The 23,594-nt window shown below is 37.2% G+C and carries 29 protein-coding genes and 1 other annotated feature; of the genes, 3 read left to right on the top strand and 26 right to left on the bottom strand.

Annotated elements, in window-relative coordinates; all coding sequences use genetic code 11:
- The first annotated feature begins 104 nt into the window (after positions 1-104).
- A complete protein-coding gene (spoVB, locus tag IEV74_RS01285) occupies positions 105-1,655 on the top strand; it encodes a stage V sporulation protein B (RefSeq protein WP_188453535.1) in 1,551 nt (516 codons plus the stop codon).
- 298 nt (positions 1,656-1,953) lie between these two features.
- Here the strand turns inward: spoVB and IEV74_RS01280 are convergent, their stop codons facing one another.
- On the bottom strand, positions 1,954-3,255 hold the full coding sequence (locus IEV74_RS01280; RefSeq protein WP_188453534.1) for an ArsB/NhaD family transporter: 1,302 nt from the start codon (positions 3,253-3,255) through the stop codon (positions 1,954-1,956).
- A 137-nt stretch (positions 3,256-3,392) separates the two neighbouring features.
- On the opposite strand from IEV74_RS01280, the gene IEV74_RS01275 reads away from it, so the two are divergent.
- Together IEV74_RS01275 and IEV74_RS01270 are read left to right on the top strand one after the other, a co-directional pair.
- Positions 3,393-3,773: a TIGR04086 family membrane protein gene (locus IEV74_RS01275; protein ID WP_188453533.1), complete on the top strand. Its 381-nt coding sequence runs from the start codon at positions 3,393-3,395 to the stop codon at positions 3,771-3,773.
- 94 nt (positions 3,774-3,867) lie between these two features.
- Positions 3,868-4,056, top strand: a complete 189-nt coding sequence (locus IEV74_RS01270; protein WP_188453532.1) for a hypothetical protein — start codon at positions 3,868-3,870, stop codon at positions 4,054-4,056.
- Positions 4,057-4,207: 151 nt separating this feature from the next.
- Here the strand turns inward: IEV74_RS01270 and yajC are convergent, their stop codons facing one another.
- From yajC to IEV74_RS01145, 25 genes are all read right to left on the bottom strand, one after another.
- A complete protein-coding gene (gene yajC, locus IEV74_RS01265; RefSeq protein WP_188453531.1) occupies positions 4,208-4,468 on the bottom strand; it encodes a preprotein translocase subunit YajC in 261 nt (86 codons plus the stop codon).
- 18 nt (positions 4,469-4,486) lie between these two features.
- Positions 4,487-5,626, bottom strand: a complete 1,140-nt coding sequence (gene tgt, locus IEV74_RS01260; RefSeq protein ID WP_188453530.1) for a tRNA guanosine(34) transglycosylase Tgt — start codon at positions 5,624-5,626, stop codon at positions 4,487-4,489.
- Positions 5,627-5,645: 19 nt separating this feature from the next.
- Positions 5,646-6,674, bottom strand: coding sequence for a tRNA preQ1(34) S-adenosylmethionine ribosyltransferase-isomerase QueA (queA, locus tag IEV74_RS01255; protein WP_188453529.1), 1,029 nt, complete (start codon positions 6,672-6,674; stop codon positions 5,646-5,648).
- A 21-nt stretch (positions 6,675-6,695) separates the two neighbouring features.
- Positions 6,696-6,893 (bottom strand): DUF2905 domain-containing protein, encoded by a 198-nt coding sequence (locus IEV74_RS01250; RefSeq protein ID WP_188453528.1) that lies wholly within the window; start codon positions 6,891-6,893, stop codon positions 6,696-6,698.
- Positions 6,890-7,894 (bottom strand): Holliday junction branch migration DNA helicase RuvB, encoded by a 1,005-nt coding sequence (gene ruvB, locus IEV74_RS01245; protein ID WP_188453527.1) that lies wholly within the window; start codon positions 7,892-7,894, stop codon positions 6,890-6,892. The genes IEV74_RS01250 and ruvB overlap by 4 nt, the downstream gene beginning before the upstream one ends.
- 12 nt (positions 7,895-7,906) lie before the next feature.
- Positions 7,907-8,515 carry a Holliday junction branch migration protein RuvA gene (ruvA, locus tag IEV74_RS01240; protein WP_188453526.1) on the bottom strand — a complete coding sequence of 203 codons (609 nt, stop codon included), beginning with the start codon at positions 8,513-8,515 and terminating at the stop codon, positions 7,907-7,909.
- A 325-nt stretch (positions 8,516-8,840) separates the two neighbouring features.
- Positions 8,841-9,572 carry a YebC/PmpR family DNA-binding transcriptional regulator gene (locus IEV74_RS01235; protein WP_188453525.1) on the bottom strand — a complete coding sequence of 244 codons (732 nt, stop codon included), beginning with the start codon at positions 9,570-9,572 and terminating at the stop codon, positions 8,841-8,843.
- 149 nt (positions 9,573-9,721) lie between these two features.
- Positions 9,722-10,276, bottom strand: coding sequence for a YhcN/YlaJ family sporulation lipoprotein (locus tag IEV74_RS01230; protein ID WP_188453524.1), 555 nt, complete (start codon positions 10,274-10,276; stop codon positions 9,722-9,724).
- A 67-nt stretch (positions 10,277-10,343) separates the two neighbouring features.
- On the bottom strand, positions 10,344-11,078 hold the full coding sequence (gene nadE / locus IEV74_RS01225; protein ID WP_188453523.1) for an NAD(+) synthase: 735 nt from the start codon (positions 11,076-11,078) through the stop codon (positions 10,344-10,346).
- Positions 11,079-11,266: 188 nt separating this feature from the next.
- Positions 11,267-12,229, bottom strand: a complete 963-nt coding sequence (locus IEV74_RS01220) for a phosphotransferase (RefSeq protein WP_188453522.1) — start codon at positions 12,227-12,229, stop codon at positions 11,267-11,269.
- A complete protein-coding gene (gene safA / locus IEV74_RS01215) occupies positions 12,222-13,223 on the bottom strand; it encodes a SafA/ExsA family spore coat assembly protein (protein ID WP_188453521.1) in 1,002 nt (333 codons plus the stop codon). Before safA ends, IEV74_RS01220 begins: the two co-directional genes overlap by 8 nt.
- A gap of 154 nt (positions 13,224-13,377) precedes the next feature.
- The gene (gene pheA, locus IEV74_RS01210) at positions 13,378-14,232 is read right to left on the bottom strand and encodes a prephenate dehydratase (RefSeq protein WP_188453520.1); all 855 of its coding nucleotides are present in this window, start codon (positions 14,230-14,232) and stop codon (positions 13,378-13,380) included.
- A 12-nt stretch (positions 14,233-14,244) separates the two neighbouring features.
- Positions 14,245-14,697 carry a transcriptional regulator ThrR gene (thrR, locus tag IEV74_RS01205; protein ID WP_188453519.1) on the bottom strand — a complete coding sequence of 151 codons (453 nt, stop codon included), beginning with the start codon at positions 14,695-14,697 and terminating at the stop codon, positions 14,245-14,247.
- A 33-nt stretch (positions 14,698-14,730) separates the two neighbouring features.
- Positions 14,731-16,011: a GTPase ObgE gene (obgE, locus tag IEV74_RS01200; RefSeq protein WP_188453518.1), complete on the bottom strand. Its 1,281-nt coding sequence runs from the start codon at positions 16,009-16,011 to the stop codon at positions 14,731-14,733.
- Between the two features lie 15 nt (positions 16,012-16,026).
- Positions 16,027-16,554, bottom strand: coding sequence for a Spo0B domain-containing protein (locus tag IEV74_RS01195; protein ID WP_188453517.1), 528 nt, complete (start codon positions 16,552-16,554; stop codon positions 16,027-16,029).
- 98 nt (positions 16,555-16,652) lie between these two features.
- Positions 16,653-16,943, bottom strand: coding sequence for a 50S ribosomal protein L27 (gene rpmA / locus IEV74_RS01190; RefSeq protein ID WP_188453516.1), 291 nt, complete (start codon positions 16,941-16,943; stop codon positions 16,653-16,655).
- A 14-nt stretch (positions 16,944-16,957) separates the two neighbouring features.
- The gene (locus tag IEV74_RS01185; protein WP_188453515.1) at positions 16,958-17,287 is read right to left on the bottom strand and encodes a ribosomal-processing cysteine protease Prp; all 330 of its coding nucleotides are present in this window, start codon (positions 17,285-17,287) and stop codon (positions 16,958-16,960) included.
- A gap of 12 nt (positions 17,288-17,299) precedes the next feature.
- Positions 17,300-17,608, bottom strand: a complete 309-nt coding sequence (rplU, locus tag IEV74_RS01180) for a 50S ribosomal protein L21 (protein WP_188453514.1) — start codon at positions 17,606-17,608, stop codon at positions 17,300-17,302.
- Between the two features lie 14 nt (positions 17,609-17,622).
- Positions 17,623-17,697 (bottom strand) — a sequence feature (ribosomal protein L21 leader region).
- Between the two features lie 81 nt (positions 17,698-17,778).
- Positions 17,779-18,648 (bottom strand): M50 family metallopeptidase, encoded by an 870-nt coding sequence (locus tag IEV74_RS01175; RefSeq protein ID WP_188453513.1) that lies wholly within the window; start codon positions 18,646-18,648, stop codon positions 17,779-17,781.
- Positions 18,632-19,399: a M23 family metallopeptidase gene (locus IEV74_RS01170; protein ID WP_188453512.1), complete on the bottom strand. Its 768-nt coding sequence runs from the start codon at positions 19,397-19,399 to the stop codon at positions 18,632-18,634. Before IEV74_RS01170 ends, IEV74_RS01175 begins: the two co-directional genes overlap by 17 nt.
- 178 nt (positions 19,400-19,577) lie before the next feature.
- Positions 19,578-20,375 (bottom strand): septum site-determining protein MinD, encoded by a 798-nt coding sequence (gene minD / locus IEV74_RS01165; RefSeq protein ID WP_188453511.1) that lies wholly within the window; start codon positions 20,373-20,375, stop codon positions 19,578-19,580.
- Positions 20,368-21,054, bottom strand: coding sequence for a septum site-determining protein MinC (gene minC / locus IEV74_RS01160; protein ID WP_188453510.1), 687 nt, complete (start codon positions 21,052-21,054; stop codon positions 20,368-20,370). The genes minD and minC overlap by 8 nt, the downstream gene beginning before the upstream one ends.
- Before the next feature lie 68 nt (positions 21,055-21,122).
- Positions 21,123-21,653 carry a rod shape-determining protein MreD gene (gene mreD, locus IEV74_RS01155; RefSeq protein ID WP_188453509.1) on the bottom strand — a complete coding sequence of 177 codons (531 nt, stop codon included), beginning with the start codon at positions 21,651-21,653 and terminating at the stop codon, positions 21,123-21,125.
- Positions 21,653-22,528: a rod shape-determining protein MreC gene (mreC, locus tag IEV74_RS01150; protein WP_188453508.1), complete on the bottom strand. Its 876-nt coding sequence runs from the start codon at positions 22,526-22,528 to the stop codon at positions 21,653-21,655. Before mreC ends, mreD begins: the two co-directional genes overlap by 1 nt.
- A 12-nt stretch (positions 22,529-22,540) precedes the next feature.
- Positions 22,541-23,581 (bottom strand): rod shape-determining protein, encoded by a 1,041-nt coding sequence (locus IEV74_RS01145; protein WP_308418960.1) that lies wholly within the window; start codon positions 23,579-23,581, stop codon positions 22,541-22,543.
- Positions 23,582-23,594: the final 13 nt, after the last annotated feature.

The raw sequence follows: 23,594 nt of genomic DNA, 5'->3' as shown, positions 1-23,594 counted from the left end.
TATACTCAGAGCTAATTTCCTATTCTTGTCATGCTTGGCCAACTCAATAGCATATATATCATTGTATATGAAAATTTATTTTTTGAGAAGGCAGGTCCGAATAAATGACCAAACAAACATTTCTAAAAGGAACAATAATTTTGATTGCTGCCGGAATGATTACCCGTTTTTTAGGGTTCATTAATCGTATGGTTGTTGCAAGAATTATGGGTGAAGAGGGTGTCGGCCTCTACATGATGGCACTGCCTACATATTTTTTAGTTATTACATTCACCCAGCTAGGGCTACCTGTTGCCATTTCTAAACGTGTTGCAGAAGCGGACGCAAGAAACGATCGTGTTAAAATTAAAAAAATACTTATCGTATCGTTAATTATAACCGGACTATCCAGTATTTTATTTACTATTGTGATGATTTTTATTACTCCAATTGTTGCTACCGAATTACTTACGGATGAACGAACAATGTATCCATTATTTGCAACCTGCCCCATAATACCGATTGTCGCAATTTCAGCCGTCCTTAGAGGGTATTTTCAAGGCCTGCAAAATATGAAACCGCAAAGTTTTACGCAGGTAATTGAACAAGTAGTTCGTATAATTTGTGTGGCCTTTTTCGTTAAGCTGTTGCTTCCTTACGGTGTGGAATATGCGGCTGCTGGTGCAATGGCAAGTGTTATTCTTGGAGAATTCGTATCACTATTAGTTATGATCCACATATTTAAACGGAACAAGGTTGTAAAAATACGTTATCGATTTTTCAGCTATTTAAAATCAAGCAAAGATACATTGAAAGAACTTTTTTCTATCGCTTTACCTAGTACAGGCAGTAGATTAATTGGTTCCTTTTCATACTTTCTTGAGCCCATATTAGTTGCCCAAAGCCTGGCAATAGCAGGAATATCAAGTTCTTTAGCAACAAAGCAATATGGTGAGTTAACTGGTTTTGTATTGCCATTGCTATTTTTACCAACCTTTATTACTCAATCCTTAGCAATCGCACTTGTACCATCCATTTCAGAGGCAGAAGCAAATAAACACAAGCAACTGATCCATTATCGCATCCACCAGGCAATTCGGATCTCGTTTGCTTCAGGTGCAATTGCAACAATTGTACTGACATTATTTTCTGTACCGATTTTAACATATATGTATGGAACGGCTAATGCAAGCAATTTTTTAATATTAATGGCACCTTTTTTCATTTTACTTTATATTCAGGCACCATTACAAGCGGCATTACAAGCTCTCGATTTAGCTAGACCCGCCATGTGGAATAGTCTAATCGGGGCGGCATGCAAGTTTACTGTACTTTTTTTGTTAGCTTCCAATGCCAAGTTTGGAATTATGGGTGTTGCGCTTGCTATGGTTACAGGTGTTATATTAGTAACATTATTGCATTTGGCATCACTTCAAAAAGCGATCCGATATTCCATTCCTTTAAAAGACTTATGTAAAATGATTGCATTAATTACGATCACATGGATTGTTGGTAAATTCCTTAAAGATATGTATGCTTTAGTTGAGCCTAACATTTTCATATTCCTAGGTATATTGATCATTTTAACTTGCATCTATATAGTGGCATTATTCGCGCTTAGGTTTATTACAAAAGAAGAATTAAAACAAATACCTATTATTCAAAAATGGGTATGAATGGGGAATAAAGAAGTCAAATTAGGAAGCACAACAAGAGATCTTGAACATCGACTCAAATGACAATCGAATACAGTATAGGATGGTTAGAACTATACTCTTTCAACAATTAGTTTGTAATTTCGTGAATCATCTCCTTCTCTTCACACTTACCGGTTAAGTGGTAATGTGTCGTGCATTATAATCCCGCTGCAACTATAAGTATAATAAAATAGAAATATCCGAACTAATACAAATTCTAATGGAAGAATTCATAGTTCGGATTTTTTTGACTGAATACTTTTTGTCCCAGCCACCTTCATAATGCTTGTCCTGCATATGGAATCAGATAACGGAAAATGATATAGATAGTTGAAATAAGAAGTGAAAATAATACAAATGGAATTCCGTAAAGCAGAAAGCGTATGAACGGTATCCTTTCTTTGGCACCCTCTGCCAGCCCCGCTACAACAACATTCGCAGAAGCCCCTATTAATGTTGCATTTCCTCCAAGGCATGCTCCAAGTGCAAGGGACCACCAAATTGGATCTAAATATACCATACCATAACTTTGGAATTCTTGAATGACCGGTATCATTGCAGCCACAAAAGGAATGTTATCTACAACTCCTGAGAATATACCCGAAACCCATAATATCAATATAGCTGTCTTGGAGAAATCTCCATCTGTAGATACAATGATTGCACGAGCTAATTCGTCAATAATCCCAACTTCCTGCAGACCGCCGACTAGCGTAAATAATCCAATAAAGAAAAACAATGTTACCCATTCTACTTTTTCAAATATATGCTCCGTGGATACTTCTTTTTCTGTTAATAATAACAACAAAACCGCCCCAGCCAAAGCAATTGCTGTCAGTTCTATGTGTAAAAATGAATGAAACAAAAATCCGGTGATCGTAAGTCCTAAAACGCAAACTGATTTATAGAGCATAGGTGTTTTCCTTAAATATGTTGAGGCATCGATATGAAGAAGCTCCTGTTCATTCGTCTTATTTTTTTGCAGCTTGTTTTTAAACAAGAAAACGATTGTAAAGATCATTGCTAAGAAGATAATCAGTGCTAATGGTGCTAAATGAATAAGAAACGATAGAAAGTTAAAATGCTCAACCGCTTGTCCAATCATAATATTTGGAGGATCACCAATAAGTGTTGCTGTTCCACCTATATTAGAACTAAAAATTATCGCCAATAAGTAGGGAAAGGATGGCAGGTTTAATAATTTTGTTATTTTTAACATAATGGGTACAAATATGAGTACGGTCGTTACATTATCAAGTAATGCAGAACCTATGGCTGTTAAAACACTTGCACCAATTAATAACGGAATTGGATTCCCTCTAACCTTTTGAGCAAAACGTATTGCAATATATGTAAATAAACCTGTTTTCTCCGTAATTGAGATCAGTACCATCATCGCGAACAACAATCCAATTGTATTCCAATCGATATAGTTTATAAACACTTCTTCTGTAGTATATATTCCTGTTAATAACAGCAGTGTTCCGCCAAATAATGCTATAACAGCACGATTCATTTTGTCTGTCATGATCAATAAATAGCTGACTATAAAAATAACGGATGCAAGAATTACATTCATAGGTCACCTTCCCTTGAATATTAAACAACCCTATAAAAAATATATGCAGCGAAAACTAAAATATTTTCCGTCTATTTTCTTAATGCATGAATAAAATGATAGTAACTGGACAAACAGGGGGGAGGGAGATCAACATCATGAAGAAACAACAGTTTATTGCCTTGATGTATGGATGGATTGTTATACTCGGCTTAATTCTGGTAGTTAGCCTTGTCTTAGGGTTACTACTGCGCTTTACGAGTATGGATGAGAAAACATTGTCATGGATTACATTGGCGGTCGGATTAATTTCGTTATTTATTGGAGGCATCGTAGCGGGTGTTAAAGGGAAGCAAAAAGGTTGGGTAATTGGTTCCTTTACAGGTTTAGGCTTCACATTATTCACGTTTTTAGTACAATACCTAGGCTATCAGCAAGCATTTTCTATGGAACAATCGCTTCATCATTTAGGATTTATTTTAGCGGCACTTGCCGGAGGAGTAATTGGAGTAAACGTTGTAGTAAATGAAGAAAAGTAATCGTAAGAACAAAAGCGGGGGCGCCCGTTTAGCGACGTGTAGACTGCGCTTACTCGTCCCACCGAAAAGATTTGCCAAGCAGGGTGGTTCGGTGTTGCCACGCAAAGTGGCGGTTTTAACCGAACAATCTACCGCAGGAGATAAAGGAAACTCGGGTGAGCGTAAGCGAATTGATGTTGACCTTATCGTACGGAGGTATCTGTCAGTCCATCACGGCTTTAGCGCTGGAGCTGGACGTGGCCGATGCGGTAGTTTAGTTATCCACAGCATTCAAATTTTATAGTTTCCTAGACGAATAATGAAAAGAAGTTAATGGATTAATTCCATTAACTTCTTTCTTATGTACAGTAGCGGCAAAAGCAACAGACTTGCGCCTTAATCTGTTAAGGAACGCGTCTATTGCTTGTCCCCTGATTCTAACTGCTATTTTCGCATTAGCTGTTTTTTACTTCACGGATTGCAGAACGGTCGTATGTCAGTTTTGTACCGTCCCCGCCTTCAATTACCACGATCGCTTCATCAATCGTATGTACTGTTCCGTGGAAACCGCCAATTGTTACGACTGAATCTCCCTTTTTCAAATCCGATTGCATCTGCTTCACTTGCTTTTGGCGTTTTTGCTGCGGACGGATTAACAAAAAGTAAAAGATAACAAACATTAAAATAATTGGTGCTAAATTTATAAGTGTGTTCATTATGAATTCCTCCTTTCTCTAAAAATTCTTTGCATTTGGCTGATTAAAACCATATTGTTCAAAGAATGTTTCCTTGAAATCACCAAGTCGATCTTCAGCGATAGCTGCTCGTACTTGCTCCATTAATTTTAACAGAAAATATAAGTTATGGTAAGTAGTAAGTCTAAATCCAAATGTTTCATTGCATTTAATTAAATGCCGGATATAGCTGCGAGTGTAATTTTTGCACACATGGCAATCACAATTTTCGTCAATCGGACTAAAATCATGTGCATATTTGGCATTTCGAACTACGAGTCGTCCATTTGATGTCATACATGTCCCATTCCGTGCAATACGTGTTGGCAAGACACAATCAAACATATCCACCCCGCGCATCGCACCGTCAATAAGTGAATCAGGTGAGCCCACTCCCATTAGATAACGCGGTTTGTTATCCGGCAAAAGTGGTGTTGTGAATTCAAGGACTCGATTCATAATCTCTTTTGGCTCACCAACGGATAGTCCGCCAATTGCATACCCTGGAAAATCCATTGATGTCAGATCACGAGCACTTTGTTTTCGTAAATCCTCATACTCACCACCTTGAACAATACCGAAAAGTCCTTGTTCGTCTTTTCGGGCGTGTGCTTCAAGACAGCGTTCTGCCCATCGGGATGTCCGCTCAACTGATGCTTTCATATAGTCATATGCTGCCGGATATGGCGGACACTCATCAAATGCCATCATAATGTCTGAGCCAAGCGCATTTTGAATCTGCATTGCCTTTTCAGGGGATAGAAATAATTTTTCACCATTTAAATGATTACGAAAATGCACTCCTTCTTCCTTAATTTTTCTCATATCACTTAAACTGAAAACCTGGAACCCTCCAGAATCGGTTAAAATTGCTCCATCCCAATTCATAAATTTATGAAGACCACCAGCTTCACGGATTATATCTTCGCCTGGTCTTAGCCATAAATGGTACGTATTGGAAAGAATGATTTTTGCATTAATGTCCTCCAATTCCTCCGGGCTCATGGTTTTAACAGTAGCAAGTGTTCCGACAGGCATAAACATTGGTGTATCAAATGAACCATGTGGAGTATGCACTTTGCCGAGTCTTGCACCAGTTTGTTTGCATGTCTTAATTAATTCATATGTTATAGGTGTCATTATATATTCGTTCCTCTGCTTAAATTATTAACATTGCGTCTCCAAAACTGAAAAAACGATACCGTTCCTGTACAGCCTCATTATACGCTCGTAGTATACTCTCTTTATCTGCTAAAGCACTCACCAGCATTATTAATGTCGACTTAGGTAAATGAAAGTTTGTAATTAAACCATCAATAGCCTGAAATGTATACGGCGGATAAATAAAAATATCCGTCCAGCCACTAGCTTCTGCAAATTGTCCATTGTTATCGCGTGCGATTGTTTCCAGAGTCCTAGTTGATGTTGTTCCGACAGAGATGATTCGTCCATTATTTTTACGAATAGCAGTAAGTGTTTCCGCGGTTTCCTTCGTCATATGGTAGAATTCCGAATGCATCGTATGGTCATCGATATTCTCCACACTCACCGGCCGAAATGTGCCTAATCCAACGTGAAGTGTTATAAAAGCAATTGTTACTCCCATTTCTTTTATTTCATCCAGCAATTCATTTGTAAAATGCAGGCCGGCTGTAGGAGCTGCCGCCGAACCTTCTTCTTTTGCATATACGGTTTGATAGCGTTCTTTCTCAGGTAATTGCTCTTTAATGTATGGGGGTAAGGGCATTTCACCTAGTTCATCTAAAATTTCATACAAAATACCCTCATATTGCAATTGTAAAATACGTCCTCCATGTTCCTTCGTCCCAATACATTTCGCCCGAAGTTTACCGTCTCCAAATGTTAACTCCGTTCCAACCTTAATCTTCTTAGCTGGTTTGGCAAGGACCTCCCAGCAATCCTCTTCCTGCTGATGAAGCAGCAGCACCTCTATTTTTGCTCCTGTATCTTTTTTTACACCATATAACCTTGCAGGAAGTACACGTGTGTCATTTAACACAAGACAATCGCCCTTTTTTAAATATTGTTTGATGTCAGTAAAATGACGATGCTCAATTTCTTTTGATTCACGATTAAATACTAACAATCGTGAGGCTGTTCTTTCTTTTAATGGTGTTTGCGCTATTAATTTTTCTGGTAAATCAAAATCAAAATCCTCTATATTCATGATGCTGATCTCCTTACACTACTAACGAAATTTTCCTAATATAAAAAAGATAAGGGATAATATAATACTAACAACAATTGAAGTCATAATCGGAAAATGAAATGAAACATTTCCCCTTTTAAAACTTATGTCACCTGGCAGTTTTCCGATAAACGTCCAAATAACACCGATCACAATAAATACTATCCCTAAAAAAATAAATAGTTTTCCTATATTCATTCGGTTTCGTTCCCTTTTATACCAAAATGCTGATATGCCTTTGGTGTTACAATTCGTCCTCTTGGTGTTCGTTGAATAAAGCCAATTTGCAATAAGTATGGTTCGTAAACATCTTCAATTGTCTGTGATTCTTCACCAATAGTCGCAGCAATCGTATCAAGGCCAACTGGACCACCCTGAAAGCCCTCTATAATTCCTTTTAAAAGTTTGTGATCTATATGGTCCAAGCCAACATCATCAACCTGAAGCATCTGTAAAGCAAGATCGGTTGTTTCTAGACTTATGGTATTTTCTCCTTTAACTTGGGAGATATCCCGAATGCGTTTTAACAGTCTGTTCGCTATTCTAGGTGTACCTCTGGACCTTCGTGAAACCTCTGCTGCAGCATCTTTTGTAATTGAAGTTTGAAATATATCTGCTGTCCTTTCAACAATGGAGCATAAATCCTTTGCCTCATAATATTCTAATCTGCTTAATACACCGAAACGATCACGGAGCGGTGCTGATAATAGTCCCGCACGAGTTGTTGCCCCCACCAATGTGAATGGCGGAAGTTCGATTCGGACTGACCTTGCGCTAGGACCCGTACCTATAACAATATCCAGGAAAAAGTCTTCCATTGCCGAATAAAGAACCTCTTCAACTGAACGTGGCAGACGATGGACCTCATCAATGAACAAAACATCACCTGGATCAAGTGATGATAGAATTGCTGCAAGATCTCCCGCACGTTCTATCGCTGGTCCTGAAGTTGAGCGAAACTGTACCCCCATTTCGTTTGCAATAATGGCAGCAAGCGTCGTTTTTCCCAATCCTGGTGGACCGTAAAGTAAAACATGGTCGAGCGGTTCCTCACGCATTTTCGCAGCCTTAATGAATATACTTAGATTTTCCTTCACCTTTTGCTGACCGATGTATTGATTAAGTGATGTGGGGCGGAGACTAAGCTCAACTGTTGAATCTTCAGCTTGTATTTCACCTGTAACAATACGCTCATCCATAATGATTTCCCCTTAATTTTTCACCAATAATCCTAATGCTTTGCGGATAATTTCATCTGTATTTTTAATATTTTCCTTTTGCAGTTTCGGCATTATTGATTTTATTTCCCGGTCTGAGTATCCCAACGCTTTTAATGCCTCCTGGGCTTCATTTAACCCGTTTGGCGATACAGCAGTACTTTCGGAATTTAATATCTCCGGCTGTGCATCTAACGAAAGCATTGTTGTCAATTTACCTTTTAAATCCAATATAACCTGTCTCGCAGTTTTTTTACCTATTCCGGGAAAACTTGTTAAAAATTTGTCATCTTCTCGCTCAACTGCCGCAATAAAATCTCCCACATTAACAGCCCCTAATATTGCCAAAGCACCTTTGGGGCCTATTCCAGAGACTTGAAGAAGCTTTGTGAAAAGTGATTTTTGATCCTGGTTTTTGAATCCGTATAACACTTGCATATCTTCACGAACGTAATGATAAGTGTGAATTAATACTTCCTGATGCAATGATGATTGAAATACAAAAGGATTGGCACACATAATCTCGTACCCAACCCCCTGAACATCAACTATAACAGAGTCATCAAATATATATGTAATATTACCCTTAATATAAGCAATCATTTACCCTTCTCCTCATCGGAATTCCTTTATTTAGTTTAACACACCTTTATATCCTGGGTACAGAAACAAGGAAATATAACAACACTGTTAAAACCTGAAAAAGAGCCTGGGACAAAAGTGTTTAACCAAAATAAAATCCGAACATAGTTGGTGCATACATACCGCTAGGGAAATACACTACGCTTTCCGCGGGCTGCCCTGAGCCTAGGCTTTTCATCCCGCAGGAGTCTCCGTGTATTTCCTTCTGTAGTATGGTGAAATGTTCGGCTTTGGATTAAACAATTTAGTTATGTCCAGCCTCTTTTTAAGAAAATAGATGAAATTTCTATTCAGCATCCTCTAAATTATGATGAATATCTTGAACATCCTCATTATCTTCCAGTACATCAATAAGATTCATCATTTTCTCAGTATCTTCTGCAGCTAGTTTACTATACGTTTGCGGAATTAATGTGACCTCAGCATCCGCCAGTGTATAATCATTTTCTCGCAAATGTGTACATACTGCATCAAAATTTTCAGGTGATGTAAAAATTTCATACACCCCTTCTTCTACAACAATATCATCAGCACCTGCCTCAATTGCTTCAAGGGTTATTTCGTCCTCATCAATAGCTCCATCTTCATTCTCAATAACTATATAGCCTTTTCGGTCAAACATGAAAGCAACGCTGCCATTCTCGCCGAGGTTCCCGCCATTTTTTTTGAAAGCATGTCTGATTTCAGCAGCGGTACGGTTTTTATTATCTGTCAAAATATTAACAATTACTGCTGCCCCGCCAGGACCGTATCCTTCATAAGTGATTTCCTCAAAATTGGCTCCGTCTAGTGTACCTGTTGCTTTTTTTATAGCACGATCAATATTGTGATTCGGCATATTATCCGCTTTTGCTTTGTCAACTGCTAATCTTAATGATGCATTCGTTGTAATATCCCCGCCACCTTGTTTTGCAGCTACGTATATATCTTTAGCATGTCGCATAAAGATTTTTCCTTTCTTCGCATCCTGAGCATTCTTTCTTCGTTGTATATTCTTCCACTTAGAATGACCAGCCATAGGACATTCTCCTCTCTAGAAATTTCCTTTTTTACTATATCAAAAATTGAATGAATTATAAAGTGCAACTTCATTGTGAAGGATTCATTTGACAAATAAATAGTGAAAGTGCCGAATAAAAAGTAAAAACCTTTGCCTGGAAGCAAAGGTCATTCATTATTAAAAAACTTTTTAATTTGTTCCTGAAAATCATTTCCCCCATGTTCCGCTTCCGATCTAGCCTTCAAATTACTCATTCTGTCCCAATAAATTTCATCCGTATACACAACAACCGTCTTGTCTGGAACAAATTTTTGAACTTCCTGTGCAATTACATCACGAATATCAGGATTGGGATGTTCATTTAACATAACTGCGACTATTATTTTATCTTCTGTGGAAGCAATTTGAGCATTCTTTACATCTTTAAGACCGGTTACGTGTCTGTATATTTCATTTGATTCTTCGTTAGTAAATATATCCGTATAGTTGCCGCTGTTTCCTTCAGAAGCATTAGTCCCCTTTTGATCACTTTGTTTGTAGCCGCCTTTTTCTCCAACATAATTGTCGTAGATACCTAAATCCTTTTGTCCTTTATCGGTTTCATAATGCATTGGTTGTGTTTCAGCATCATTCCCTTGTGCATTATCATCTTGATTTGTATTGGAACAACCGAATAGAAATACAAGGATAAAACCAGATGTTAAAACGATTTTATTGTTCATAAAAACACCTCCCTTACAAGTTAGCCTGTATAAAGAAAGGTGTTTTTAAACCAGTTAAATAATCCCTTTAACTATATTGCGCTGCACCACTTCGTTTATGCTCTGTTCGTTTATGGAGACTTTCAATTATTTCCTTATCCCTATCCGGTATCTTTTCCCCTTTTAAATAAGCGTCAATAACATCATAAGTGGTACCCATTTCTGCTTCATCTGTCTGCCCTTCCCATAAATCAGCACTTGGTTTTTTATTAATCACTTGATCCGGTACACCCAGATATCTAGCCATTTCCTTAACTTCACTTTTAGTAAAATTAACAATAGGTAATATATCTACTCCACCATCACCATATTTAGTAAAATACCCTGTATACCATTCGGCAGCATTATCTGTACCAACAACTAGATAGTTGTAATTTGTTGCAAGTGTATACAACGTACTCATACGAAGTCTCGCCCTAAGATTGGCATCTGCAAGCTGGTCATTTTTTTTATTCCATTGATTTTTTTGTTTCACCTGATTTTGAATAGTATTGTACATGACATCGTGTGTCTCTGATAAATCAACCGTAACAGCCTCAATTTCGCAGCTATCGATTACATCCTGTGCATGCTCCATGTCGGACGCTGTGCTTTTACAAGGCATAATCACACCCAGGGAATTATTTGGAGCTGCCCGTTTTATTAAATGGGCAACAACTGCTGAATCAATTCCCCCACTAACACCAACCAATAATCCTTTTACACCAGTCTCTTTGATTTGTTCTTGTAACCATTGCACAATATTATCCACGGATTCTCTCATCATCCATTGCTCCTTTTTTCTAAAATAGAAATTTATTGCCGTGATTAAAAACTGTTGTTATCTAAACAGAAGAACTGACATGCGACGTAACCACCGATTCCCAATTCACCTTTCCGGACACTGCTGGAATATGCACCTTTGCCTCTTAGAAACCCCACTCTTTTGTGCATTTTTGGAAACAGCCCTGTTTAATAATATAATTTTAGCATTGATTTGGCATTTTTCAAAAACTCTTGCCGTTTAATCCACTCTTTTTCCATGTCCGTTAAATAATGATGGATGGGCATCGGGGAGCTTCCAGAAAGATAATGCAGCCATTCACGTAACACATCGCTTGGAACGGCCATTGCAAGAATCCAATTTTTAAATTGATTTTCTTCTACCATTTGATAGGCAAGCAGTGCTTCTAAATCCCAATCTAAATGCGGCAAAAACCGCTGGGCTAACTGAATATAATCATATATGATTGGGGATTGTGCCAATAAATCAAAATCAATTAAATAAATATTATTGTTACGTATAAAGTTATGTGATGCGACATCCCCATGGATCCAAGAATGCTGCTGTTCGGCTTTTTGCTCTAATTTCCTCCATGGAAGTTCGGATACAATAAGTAATTGGGTTTCCGTAGTTTGTACTATATCCGTAAAGAGACTTTCAAAACCATTTTTAACGAAATATTCGTTCGTTCTTTTAAATGACTGCAATCTGTTATACCAACGATTATAAAATAATTTACGTTTGATTGGATTTGAAACTTTTATTCCTTGTGCATTGTCATGAAACGATCGTAAAGTGGTTATGCATGCTTTACGATCGCTAATTAATCCATAATTTAATTTTATCCCTTCTACAAATGGGGCAATTGTCCAATAATGTTCACTGGTGACAAGAAACTTTTTACCATTAGGAAATCGTATGAACGGAATAACTACAGACGACCTTCCATTGGCAAAAAACTCCCATTGCTGGTCAACAACAACTTTTTTACTGTGTTTTTTCAAAATAAATTTGCTGCCTGTTTCGGTTTCCACCAATATTACAGTTGATTTTATCGGGGCTGCTTTAGCAATTCTTAATTTTCCTTCTCGATATAAAAAAGAAGAGAGACGATTGGTTTTCAATTCGTCTCTGCTGCTATTACTACTCACCTTGTATGTCTTCCTCTTCATTCCTATAGTCAAAAGAAGGTCCAGGTGGTTTAGGGTATTGATTTTCAGTGACTGGAACATTAGCAAAATGTGGTGGATAATTTTGTGGAACATAACCAGGCTGTCGATTGAAATCATAGCCTCCAAATGATGATGGGTTATTCATATGATATCCTCCCATTTGATTGGGATAAGACCCCTTTCCTTTACAACCGCAATCCTTTCCTCCAGCCTGATAATTCGGTTTCACTGGCATTTCCATTTCAGGTGATTCCATCATATGGCCACCATGTGCATATGGTTGAGCCATTCCTCCATGCTGCATGTGCATAGGTGCCATTGGAGCGTGGCCAGCTGGAAATGTTCCCATTACTGGAAAGAAATCATGAGGTCCTGGTGGACAATATGGATTAATAACATGACAGCATAATGGAACCATATGCATTGGCTGCGGTAAAGGCATTGGCTTCATTTTTTCTTTAACAGCAGGTTTCTCTTTTGGTTTTTCAACCGGCGGATGATAAACTGGCATTTTTGGAAGATTGATCGTCGTATAATTTTGCATTTCCTGTTCCATAATTGGCATTTGTATTATTGGTTGCATTGGTATTTGCGGTTGAGGCTGCGGTTGTATTGGCATTTCTTTTTTCGGTTGTGGCTGTGGTTTTATCGGCATTTCCTTTTTCGGCTGCATTGGCATCTGTGGCTGAATTGGTTTTGGTTTTTCTTTATCATCCTCTTTTATTACAGGTAAAGGTTTTGGTGAAGTATTTTTATATGGATTCGTAGCAATAGGCTGTTGTGATTCTTTTGGATTCATGCCCTCCTTTGGTACTGGTTTTGACGAACTAGGTATTTTTATTTTCATACCTGGCATAATCATATCTGGACTGGATAATTGTGAATTGACCTGCTTGAGTTGTTCAAAATCTACTCCATATTTCTTTGATAGTTCCCACAATGTATCTCCTTTTTGCACGATGTGAATCTTCAAGTTATTCCAAACTCCTTTCATTTCAAGTTGACTGGGCTAATCACTCATTATCAACATATGCATTAGAATGAAAAAAGTTGAAAATAATTTAATTTTAAATAAAAAAACTGTCTATCCCTTTCTAAAGGAATAGACAGTAATTGGGAAAGCATATTTAAATATCCAGCTGATAAACCGGATATGTTCCAAGAATCGTTACTTTGCATCCTAATGCTTCAAGTTCCGCTTTAACACTTGGGAACAATACATCATCATATGGCTGATTTACATCAACAATAAAGAAATAATTCCCCAATCCGGTTTTCATTGGTCTTGATTCTATTTTTGATAAATTCATTTTACGCCATGCGAATGCGGATAGCACTTGGTGTAAAGCCCCCGCATAATCACTTGGCAATGTAATTAACAGACTTGTTTTTTCTGTGTCAACTGCGTGCTTTATATGTACAGTTTCTTTTTCTTTTGCCAAAACAGCAAATCTTGTATGGTTATTTGAATAGTCATGAATATTCTCTTTATAAATGGCTAAACCATACTCTTCTGCAGCCAGTTTATTTCCAATCGCTGCAATATATTTGTCACTGCCGCTAACAATTTCGGCAGCTTTTCCTGTTGATGAGGTGAATTTAATACCTGCCCAAGGAATGTATTTATGAATATATTGATGACACTGAGCAATAGCATGGCTGTGGGAATGAATTTCTTCTATTTCTGATAAATCCCCTGTAAAATCAGAATGCACGAGTAAGTGTTGCTGGATAGGAACGACAATTTCAGCATAAATCGGTAATCTCACTTGATGTACAAGATAATCAACAGTTAATTGCACGGTCCCCTCAATGGCATTTTCCAAAGGTACTACACCTATATCAATCATATTTTCATTCACAGCATCAATACATTCTGGAATTGTTTTAAAGCTATGTTTATCTTCACCATTAAATGCTGCGTCAACAGCCAATTTTGTAAATGTTCCTTTTGGACCTAAATATCCTATTCTCTTTGTCAAAAAATCCTCTCCCTAACTTAACCCTGAACTTAACATATCAACACGATCAACAAAATCTAATTGCCTTAATTTATGAATAAGTTTCTCTACATCATAGGATATAGAAGAAATATCAAGTGACAATGTAACGTTTGCTTTACCTTGAATTGGAATGGTTTGATGAATTGTTAAAACATTACATCCAGCCTCTGCTGCAATTGCCAACAATTTTGAAAGTGTACCACTACGGTCCTCTAAATGGAAAAACAATGTCATTATTTTTTCCTTAACCATTGCTTGGAAAGGAAAAACGGTGTCCTTATATTTGTAATAAGCACTTCTTGATAGGTTTACTTTCTGTACTGCTTCAAAAATTGTTTTTACCTTTCCTCTTTCAATTAACTCTTTTACTTCAATTGTTTTCCTCATTGATTCAGGTAACACATCACTTCGGACCAAATAAAACTTTTCATCTATGTGCGTCATTAATACCCCTCTTTTACACCCTTATCAAGGAAATTACTCTATAAATTCAAATTCGAAGTCCAGCAGTCTGATTGTATCTCCATCTTTAGCACCACGATTGCGAAGTTCCTCATCGACACCCATACCACGGAGCTGACGGGCAAAACGTTGCACTGCTTCATCCCTATTAAAATCTGTCATTTTAAACAGTTTTTCAATTTTTATTCCGGAAAGCACAAAAGCACCATCATCATCTCGGGATATAGTAAAGGGCTCTTTTTCTTTCTGATAACGATACACCACTTCTTCATCACTATCATCTGCAATCGGTGCAGTTTTTGGAATAGTTTCCAGGGTATCAGCGATTTCAAATAAAATATCTCTTAATCCTTCTTTTGTCAAGGCTGAAATAGGGAATACAGGAAAATCTTCCGTCAATTTCCTCTTAAATATCTGTAAATTTTCCTCTGCACCAGGCATGTCCATTTTATTAGCCGCAATTATCTGCGGTCGATTCATTAACTTTTCGTCATATTCCTTTATTTCCTGATTTATTTTAATAAAATCATTATATGGATCCCGGCCTTCTGTACCTGCCATATCGATAACATGAACAATCACTCTTGTCCGCTCAACATGTCGCAAAAATTGATGACCCAGACCTACGCCAGCGTGTGCACCTTCAATTAATCCTGGTAAATCGGCCATCACAAAGCTTCTATGATCATTTGTATCAACTACACCAAGGTTAGGCGATAATGTTGTAAAATGATAATCAGCAATTTTCGGTTTCGCTGCACTTACCACTGAGATGAACGTAGACTTCCCAACACTTGGAAATCCAACAAGACCAACATCAGCAATAAGCTTTAGTTCAACTTTAATATTACGCTCCTGTCCAGGTTCACCATTTTCGGCAAAATCTGGAGCGGGGTTTCTTGGAGTGGCAAAACGTGAATTGCCTCTTCCACCTCTTCCACCATGTGCTATTACAGCTTGCTGTTTGTGATACGTTAAATCAGCTATAACTGCATTAGTATCTGCATCTACCACCGTAGTGCCAGGCGGTACAGGTACAATTAACGGAAATGCATTTTTACCATGCTGATTTTTACTCATACCATTTTCTCCACGCTTAGCTTTAAAATGTCGGTTATAGCGAAAGTCCATTAACGTATTTAACCCTTCATCTACCTCAAAAACAACATTACCGCCGTCTCCGCCATCTCCCCCCGCTGGTCCGCCTTTTGGTACGTATTTTTCGCGACGATAGGCAACAAGACCGTTACCTCCATCACCTGCTTTCACATAAACACTCACCTGATCTACAAACACTGCTAGTCACCTCAATTAATTTAACGGAATAGCTAAATTACAAGTTATTCCATCATCTTCTTGTTTCATATGTAACGAAAACCGCTCTAAAATAGGCGCTGCTTCATAATTTTCTAACCTTTTCAAGTTACCTGCAAGAAAAATTTGGACTGTTACAATCATTTCATCTTGATAACCAAGACTTATATTTCCTTCGAATACCTCAGAATCATTTGCCGCTTTTTCAAGAAAATTAATACAAGCTTGACACTGTTTTAAAAGAATAGTGTCTATTTCGTTTAAATTTTTATTTTCGATGCAAATATCATATGTAAATCGAAACGTTGCATGTAAGGAATTAAATTGTATTAACCATAAAGCGAATTTTGGAATATTTAAACTCATTAATTTTCTTTCTTTATCAAAATGAGCCATACATGAAGTTATTTTATCATGTACCTTATCCATTTTACCCATCGTTAAATACCCTTGTATAATCTGTAAATCGTTCATTAAATCATGACGATATAATCGCAGAACATCAATAATATCTTTTTCCCTCACGCCCATCCCCCCATAATAACAAAAGTATAGCAGAAAAATGATTAAGCAACAAAAAAACTCCAACCAAGAATAGTTGGAGTTTTATCCGGCTTATGTTTTTATGCTTCCTGAGCAGTTGCATAGACACTTACTTTTTTACGATCACGACCGAAGCGTTCAAATTTCACAACACCATCCACTTTAGCAAATAGTGTATCATCTCCACCTCGACCCACGTTTTCACCTGGATAGATTTTTGTACCGCGTTGACGATACAAAATAGACCCACCAGTTACAAACTGACCGTCTGCACGTTTAGCACCAAGACGTTTTGATTCAGAATCACGTCCGTTTTTTGTACTACCAGCACCTTTTTTCTGTGAGAAAAATTGTAAATCTAGACGTAGCATTTAGCTGCACCTCCTTATTTACTTTGAATCGTAATATACTGATTATATTCACGTTCAATCGTTTCCAGTGAAATAATCATTCCTTCGAACAGGATTTGTATTTTTTCCATTACTTGATAATCTAAAGTGTCTGGAAGTGTGACATGCAGAAAACCACCATCACTTCCCTGTTCAATTTCAAGGTCTGTTTCACATAATGTAAGTACTGCATTGACAGCACCAAACGATACAGCCGATACTCCTGCACATACTAAATCATAGCCATGTGGGCCGCTCTCTGCATGTCCAGATAATTCAAAGGCCTTTATTTGGTTGTTGTTCCTAAACACAGTCACATTTATCATATGAAAATACCTTTAAGCATTAATTTTTTCAATAACTAATTTCGTATAAGGCTGACGATGACCTTGCTTGCGATGGTAGTTTTTCTTAGGCTTATATTTGAATACAGTAACTTTTCTTTGACGACCGTGCTTTTCAACTTTAGCAGTTACAGTTGCACCATCAACATATGGAGCGCCTACTTTTACATCATCCCCGCCAACGAAAAGAACTTTGTCAAATGTTACAGAATCATTTGTCTCTGCAGTTACTTTCTCAATGTAAATTTCTTGTCCTTCTGTAACTTTTACTTGTTTACCACCAGTTTCAATAATTGCGTACATGCCTTGCACCTCCTTAAATTATAGGGACTCGCCATTCAGGTACTCTGTTTCTGAGTTTAAAAACCTGTTCTGTGCGGTTGTAGCATGTGCTGCTACGATGAATAACGTATTGATATTAGCACGTTTTACGAGTAGTTGTCAAGAATTCATATTGTTATTTTTGATTATAATTAATAAATGGATCTGGCAATTTCTCCGATTGTTTTAGAATACTGCTTATCATAAAAATAACTGCGTAAACAATCATTTTCATCAATCGCTTTGCGTTCATCATCGGGATATATTATATAGATAGGATGTTTTTTTTCACGCCTGAAGTGTTCGAATACTTCAATTAATGAACTTTGGTGGGGCACAACTATCGGACGAACCCCATTAATCCTCAAATTGCGGTTTTGATATCTTTTTAATAAAAAACGAATAAAAACATAATAGCGCTGTTTCCATTCTACCCTATTTTCTTTAAGTAAAAACAGCATAAGAACTACGGAGCTTAGCGTAAATGGAAGAACAAATAATTGAAGCAATATAATGATCAAACATGCTGCCAATGAGATTAAAATAACAGAGTGGTATGCTTTTCGATATGGAAAAATTGCCGATAATGACAAAAATAAAAGTTTTCCGCCATCTAACGGCCAAACTGGCAATAGATTAAATAAGAAAATTACCGTATTATAAAAAAACATTATCTCTAAAATGGATGGAGGGAAAATTTCTGCATTTGAAAAAAACAATAATAACCCATAAATTGCAATATGCTGGAATGGACCAGCTATTGTAACGAGTGCTTCTTCATGGAATGGCCTGTTCCCATGTTCATCTGTATCCATTACCCCGCCAAAAATCCATAGCATAATGCTTCTAACACGCCATTTAAAGAAATGAGCCATTACATAATGTCCGAGCTCATGAATTAAAACAATAGATAGGATAACAAATAATTCCACAAATGTACCTGTAATAAAAGCAATACCAATAAATAATAATAGAATTGGATGAATATGAATGGTAGGTACTATTTTATGGAGTATCGTCAACTTTGATCACCTGTACCGGGTCTACGTAATGATTATCTTTTTCAATCGCAAAAAATACAGTCTCATTCTTGTCATTGGGTACAAAATTTCCAATCTGCTCATTATTTGAAACAAATTGATATAAATGTACATCAATTTCACTTAAAAATCCATATGATGATAAACTGCCGTCTGCATGCTGCACAACCACCGTTTTATCTGTCTCCGGATCATTACCAGCAAAAATGACGACACCTGAATCCATTGCCATTACTTCTGAAGTATCTTGCGGTGCAATCATAATACCCGATCCATTAGCCTGAAATGATTCCGTAACGTTTCCACTAACAGGCAGGGCAAGCTGTTCATTATCCTTTTGCTGTTTTTGTTGTGGCGCAAATGCAAGTGGGGATCCGAAAGTTTCCTGATACCATTGATTAACCCGTGCAAATGGAAATTCTTTTGTTAGTGCATGGCTTGTCCACATAGTTGGTTTTTCCAACAGATCTGTATTAGTTTGGAATAGGAAAGCTGCACCAAAGAACAAAATAATCGATAAGATTCCCTTCAGCATTATTCCAGATATAAACCGGCTTTTGTCTTTCGTTTGCTGCGTATGTGTGTTATCTGGGAAGATCGGAAAGTACCCATGCTTTTCTTCTTCTTGCGGAAATGAAGGTGTAATTCTTTTGGGCATTCCTTTAGCTTTTATGCCACGAATGTTTTTTCGCTGATTGATAGATTTTCGTACCTGCTTTACCCCTTTATTCATAATTCTCACAATCCTTTACCATACTTTTTTATAATTGTATGAGTAAAGTAGACGAGTTATTACAAAAGCGGAATAGCTAAACGAAGATGATAATCGTAAATGTATTATTGTCGTCATATAAAACAAAAATGCAATGATAGCTTTGTGCAATCATTGCATTTATCTGCTAGTATTCTAATCACGAACGCATACCAAAAAATTTCTTTACTTTATAAAACATTCCCTTTTCATCTTCTAAGGATTGTAATGGTACTGTTTCACCCAAAATTCTTCGCGCTATATTCCGGTATGAGATAGATACTCTTGTGTTTGGATTAAGTGCAATTGGTTCACCATTATTTGAGGCTTTGATTACTTCATCATCGTCTATAACTATACCAATAAGATCAATTGAGAGTATATGTACAATTTCATCTATATCCAGCATATCACCATTTTTCATCATATGATTCCGTATTCGATTTATGATTAAGCTTGGTGGATCCATATCTTTTTTCTCCAATAATCCAATTATACGGTCAGCATCCCGAACGCTGGATTTTTCAGGAGTAGTGACAACAATCGCTTTGTCCGCTCCCGCAACTGCATTTTGAAAACCCTGTTCTATTCCAGCAGGACAGTCGATAATAATATAATCAAATTCCTGTTTTAATTCAGTTATAATCTTTTTCATACTCTCGATTGTGCTTGCGGATTTATCACTTGTTTGCGCAGCAGGAAGCAACGATAAATAATCAAACCGCTTATCTTTAATAAGCGCTTGTTTTAATTTACAACGCCCTTCAATTACATCAATAATATCGTATATAATCCTATTCTCTAAGCCCATTACGACATCAAGGTTTCGTAACCCAATATCCGTGTCAATTAAACAAACCTTTTTCTCCATTAATGCCAAAGCTGTACCTATGTTTGCCGTAGTAGTAGTTTTACCTACTCCACCTTTACCAGATGTAATTACTATTGCCTCACCCATTGTTTATTCTCCTTTCGAATCCATTTAAATCTTTTCGTTTATGTGAAAGAACTTGTAGTCGATCAATTACAATTTTGTCTTGCTTTTCATCAATAAGACCACATTCCATATACACACCATCAGATTCGTAATCTGGAGCACGGCTAATATAATCTGCTATACGGAGTTGACTGGGCTTCATGTATGATGCAGCTATGACAGCATCCCGGTCACCATTGACTCCAGCATGTGCTATTCCCCGCAAACTGCCCATAATATAGATATTCCCTGTTGATACTACCTTCCCGCCTGGATTTACATCTCCAATTAAGAGTAAATCCCCTTTCACATCTAAGACCTGTCCAGACCTTATAATTCTATTTATTGGTTTCACTTCACTATCTTCCATCCACGATAGCGCCTTGTCCCTTGGTACTACATTAGATTCAATAGACTGAACCCGGAAACGATTTTCTTTCCCTATTAATTCTCTTAGCCTGGCAGCTTGTTCAGCGGTTAAATAACGATTACCTAATTTAACAGTTACGTGTACCGTTGGCTCGTCTTTTTTTGAATGATTTTCAGTAAGTTTTCCGTTTAATTCGATGAACACATCTTCAAAGGAGCACGAATCGTCGATAAACAATGTGAGTCCATCTCTTGTTCCTTTTATCGTAATCAATTGTTTGTTTTCTTGCACAGTAAGTTCACCTCATTAAATTCTCTCAAGCGTTCTGACACATCATTGGAAAACGGTTAATACACTCATTAACTATTAGTCAATTGTTCCTCACTCCACTTTATGAGCCTCTTTTTGAAAAAAGGATAAAGAACTAGTAAAAATAATAGATTAGCTAATATAGTTGGTATAACTCTGTATATTAAATAATCCTTACCAGGCATTTCGGTTAATCCGATAACGAAAAATATTAAATATATCACTAAATCAGCCAAGACTATGCCGATAAAACCTAATAATAAGGTTACATGAATGTTAGCATGCAATAATTTTTTAAGACCATGAATGATATAAATAACAAGTGCATAGGTAAACATATAAACGCCAAGTACACCAGTATACACAATATCAATCAATAAACCAAAGATAGCACCGTATAGTACAGAATAATAAGTTTGTTCTTTGTCATAGAAGATTGATACAAACACTAAAAATATTAAAACCCAATGCGGTATGATTAATAAATCACTCATCACTAATTTGGGTGGTAATAACTCAAGTGCTACACCTTCACTAATGACAAATAGAAAGAGGATGAGAGGTAAATATAATCGCTTCATTACTCTGTATCCTCCTGCTCGTCAGTTTTAGCTTCATTTAGGGTACGGTCAACAATAATAACATTGTTAATTTCATACATATCAGCAGCCGGCTTAATTAAAGCAGTTCTAGTTAGACCGTACTGATCTGGTACTACCTCTTTTACTGTCCCTATAAGCAAACCTGCTGGAAATACGCCACCCATTCCTGAAGATACTACTAGTTCTCCCTTCTTCAAGTCCTTATCTGATTCCTCAATAATCTTGAAAAGCAATGAATTTGTCTCCTCGTCAAATTCCTCAATCATACCGAAAATATCTTTACCATCTTTACGGGAAATAGTTGCTGATATTCGATTAAATTGGTCAAAACCAGTAAGCAGCTGAACAGTTGAAGTAAATTCGGATGTAGTTTGAATTTTCCCTACCATTCCATCAGCGGTAATAACTGCCATATCTGTTTTAACACCGTCTTGCTCACCCTTGTTAATCGTTAATTGCTCCACCCAGCGTTCTGGTGTACGAGACATTACAGCCGCTTGAATAGGATTAAAATCCCTAATACTTTCTGTTTTTTCCAAGGTCTTTCGCAGCTGTTCATTTTCTTCTTTGATCTCCTGCACTTCATAAATAAGACCTTTATATTGTGATAGCTTTTCTTTCAGTAATTTGTTCTCGTCGTACGTATTTTTTAAATCATCAATGTTAGTAAAAATATTCGCTGCAAATTTAACCGGTGTGTGAATAACACTTTGAGCCCATCCAACGGTGTCTTTAATAAATTGTTCGGGAGTAGACAAATTTTTTCTGTCCCCGAGTGAAAATCCGATTAATGCAACGAGAATAATAAATCCAATCAATATAATAAATAATCTTTTCTTTCGGAAAAACTGCATAAAAGCACCTACTTAATAAACTGTAGGACGAGAAGATACATTCGGATGGGAACGGAAGTGTTGAATGTATTCTAAGGATTTACCTGTTCCTATAGCCACACTATCTAGTGGATCATCAGTAACAAAAACAGGCATTTTCGTCTCATCACTAATAACTTGATCTAAATTCCGTAATAGAGATCCCCCACCTGAAAGAACAATTCCCCGGTCCATAATATCTGCCGCAAGTTCTGGTGGAGTTTTTTCCAAGGTATTTTTAACTGCTTCCACAATTTCAGCTACTGTATCCTGCAGTGATGCTGCAATTTCTTTTGCTGTAATTGAAATAGTTTTCGGAAGACCTGTCAATAGGTCACGACCACGTATCTCTATTTCTTCGTTCTCCGTTACTTCTCCTGCAGTACCAATTTCCATTTTAATTGATTCCGCAGAACGTTCCCCAATCATTAAGTTATATGTTTTACGGATATATTGAATAATTGCTTCATCCATATCGTCACCTGCTGTACGTATTGATTGGCTTGTAACAATCCCTCCCAGCGAGATAACAGCAACCTCAGTAGTTCCGCCGCCAATATCAACAATCATACTGCCCGTTGGTTCCCAAACCGGTAAACCAGCACCGATTGCAGCAGCAAATGGCTCGGCAATCGGAAACGCTTCCTTTGCACCAGCTTGTTTCGTAGCATCAATTACAGCACGCTCTTCAACCATCGTAATCCCCGATGGAACACAGATCATTACATTTGGTTTTTTAGCGAAGAGGGAGCGTTTGCGCATAGCTTTTTTAATGTAATATTTCATCATAACAGCGGTAGTATCATAATCGGCAATAACTCCATCCTTCATTGGCCTGATTACAGATATATTCCCCGGTGTTCTGCCAATCATATTCCGAGCAGAGCTGCCAACTGCTTCTATATCTCCCGTAGCGATGTTTTTTGCTACAACGGAAGGTTCTCTCACAACAACGCCCTTCCCTTTTACGAAAACAAGCGTGTTTGCTGTACCTAAATCAATACCCAAATCCTGTGAAAAACTAATTCTTCCCAAAAATATCTCCCTT

The organism is Virgibacillus oceani (genome assembly GCF_014638995.1).
Lineage (GTDB): Bacteria > Bacillota > Bacilli > Bacillales > Amphibacillaceae > Virgibacillus_E > Virgibacillus_E oceani.
Note: the sequence above shows the minus strand (reverse complement) of the source record. Positions and strands in the feature narration are given on the sequence as shown.

What these genes read in the sequence shown, in the direction of transcription:
- yajC (WP_188453531.1), bottom strand. Translation starts at nt 4,468, where the DNA reads ATGAACACACTTATAAATTTAGCACCAATTATTTTAATGTTTGTTATC.
- tgt (WP_188453530.1), bottom strand. Translation starts at nt 5,626, where the DNA reads ATGACACCTATAACATATGAATTAATTAAGACATGCAAACAAACTGGT.
- queA (WP_188453529.1), bottom strand. Translation starts at nt 6,674, where the DNA reads ATGAATATAGAGGATTTTGATTTTGATTTACCAGAAAAATTAATAGCG.
- IEV74_RS01275 (WP_188453533.1), top strand. Translation starts at nt 3,393, where the DNA reads ATGAAGAAACAACAGTTTATTGCCTTGATGTATGGATGGATTGTTATA.
- ruvB (WP_188453527.1), bottom strand. Translation starts at nt 7,894, where the DNA reads ATGGATGAGCGTATTGTTACAGGTGAAATACAAGCTGAAGATTCAACA.
- nadE (WP_188453523.1), bottom strand. Translation starts at nt 11,078, where the DNA reads ATGAGAGAATCCGTGGATAATATTGTGCAATGGTTACAAGAACAAATC.
- minD (WP_188453511.1), bottom strand. Translation starts at nt 20,375, where the DNA reads ATGGGTGAGGCAATAGTAATTACATCTGGTAAAGGTGGAGTAGGTAAA.
- rpmA (WP_188453516.1), bottom strand. Translation starts at nt 16,943, where the DNA reads ATGCTACGTCTAGATTTACAATTTTTCTCACAGAAAAAAGGTGCTGGT.
- IEV74_RS01170 (WP_188453512.1), bottom strand. Translation starts at nt 19,399, where the DNA reads ATGAATAAAGGGGTAAAGCAGGTACGAAAATCTATCAATCAGCGAAAA.
- thrR (WP_188453519.1), bottom strand. Translation starts at nt 14,697, where the DNA reads ATGACGCACATAGATGAAAAGTTTTATTTGGTCCGAAGTGATGTGTTA.
- IEV74_RS01235 (WP_188453525.1), bottom strand. Translation starts at nt 9,572, where the DNA reads ATGGCTGGTCATTCTAAGTGGAAGAATATACAACGAAGAAAGAATGCT.
- IEV74_RS01185 (WP_188453515.1), bottom strand. Translation starts at nt 17,287, where the DNA reads ATGATAAATGTGACTGTGTTTAGGAACAACAACCAAATAAAGGCCTTT.
- IEV74_RS01280 (WP_188453534.1), bottom strand. Translation starts at nt 3,255, where the DNA reads ATGAATGTAATTCTTGCATCCGTTATTTTTATAGTCAGCTATTTATTG.
- mreD (WP_188453509.1), bottom strand. Translation starts at nt 21,653, where the DNA reads ATGAAGCGATTATATTTACCTCTCATCCTCTTTCTATTTGTCATTAGT.
- IEV74_RS01230 (WP_188453524.1), bottom strand. Translation starts at nt 10,276, where the DNA reads ATGAACAATAAAATCGTTTTAACATCTGGTTTTATCCTTGTATTTCTA.
- ruvA (WP_188453526.1), bottom strand. Translation starts at nt 8,515, where the DNA reads ATGATTGCTTATATTAAGGGTAATATTACATATATATTTGATGACTCT.
- IEV74_RS01250 (WP_188453528.1), bottom strand. Translation starts at nt 6,893, where the DNA reads ATGAATATAGGAAAACTATTTATTTTTTTAGGGATAGTATTTATTGTG.
- spoVB (WP_188453535.1), top strand. Translation starts at nt 105, where the DNA reads ATGACCAAACAAACATTTCTAAAAGGAACAATAATTTTGATTGCTGCC.
- mreC (WP_188453508.1), bottom strand. Translation starts at nt 22,528, where the DNA reads ATGCAGTTTTTCCGAAAGAAAAGATTATTTATTATATTGATTGGATTT.
- rplU (WP_188453514.1), bottom strand. Translation starts at nt 17,608, where the DNA reads ATGTACGCAATTATTGAAACTGGTGGTAAACAAGTAAAAGTTACAGAA.